This is a genomic window from uncultured Microbulbifer sp. (genome assembly GCF_947498635.1).
Taxonomy (GTDB): Bacteria; Pseudomonadota; Gammaproteobacteria; order Pseudomonadales; family Cellvibrionaceae; genus Microbulbifer; species Microbulbifer echini.
The window spans coordinates 1-462 of sequence record NZ_CANMKV010000132.1 but is presented as its reverse complement, the minus strand read 5'-3'; the positions used below and the strand labels follow the sequence as shown (position 1 = coordinate 462).

General features: G+C 47.4%; 1 protein-coding gene. It reads right to left on the bottom strand.

Annotation, left to right across the window (positions count from 1 at the left end):
- Positions 1-54 precede the first annotated feature (54 nt).
- Positions 55-462: transposase (locus tag Q1A69_RS20150; RefSeq protein ID WP_299589726.1), on the bottom strand; the 408-nt coding region annotated here is incomplete at its 5' end.

Sequence of the window (462 nt, the reverse complement as noted above, 5' to 3'; positions counted from 1 at the left end):
TAACGCTAAGATAACCTGCGCTGCAGGCGGCAAAAAAATGACCTGGCATTGAATTTAGGCCGAACTAAAGAGGCCCATTCCTGCAGTGTCTGGTTCATCGCCATGTTGTACATTCCCGCCGGCACTATCTGGCCGAGCGGCCCCCTTTATAAAGGAAATTCCTTTTTTCGCCTTAGACCACACCCTGCTACTCAATTTTGTGGGTTCATGACACTGCCCACACTCTACCACCAGATCTTGGATTTGCAATCCAGACGGGAGTGGTTGATCTTTCATTAGACCCACCAGATTGCTACATAGATCGTGCTTTTTCTTGTTGCATCCAGCATATAATCCGTAACCACGGATCATGTGTTTACCTATCGGAGGTATGTGCTGCAATACACGTCTCAAGAACTCTTTAGGCTTTAACCGAAGTTGCTTGCGTCGCTGGTCACGGTGATCAAAATAACGAAACTCCAG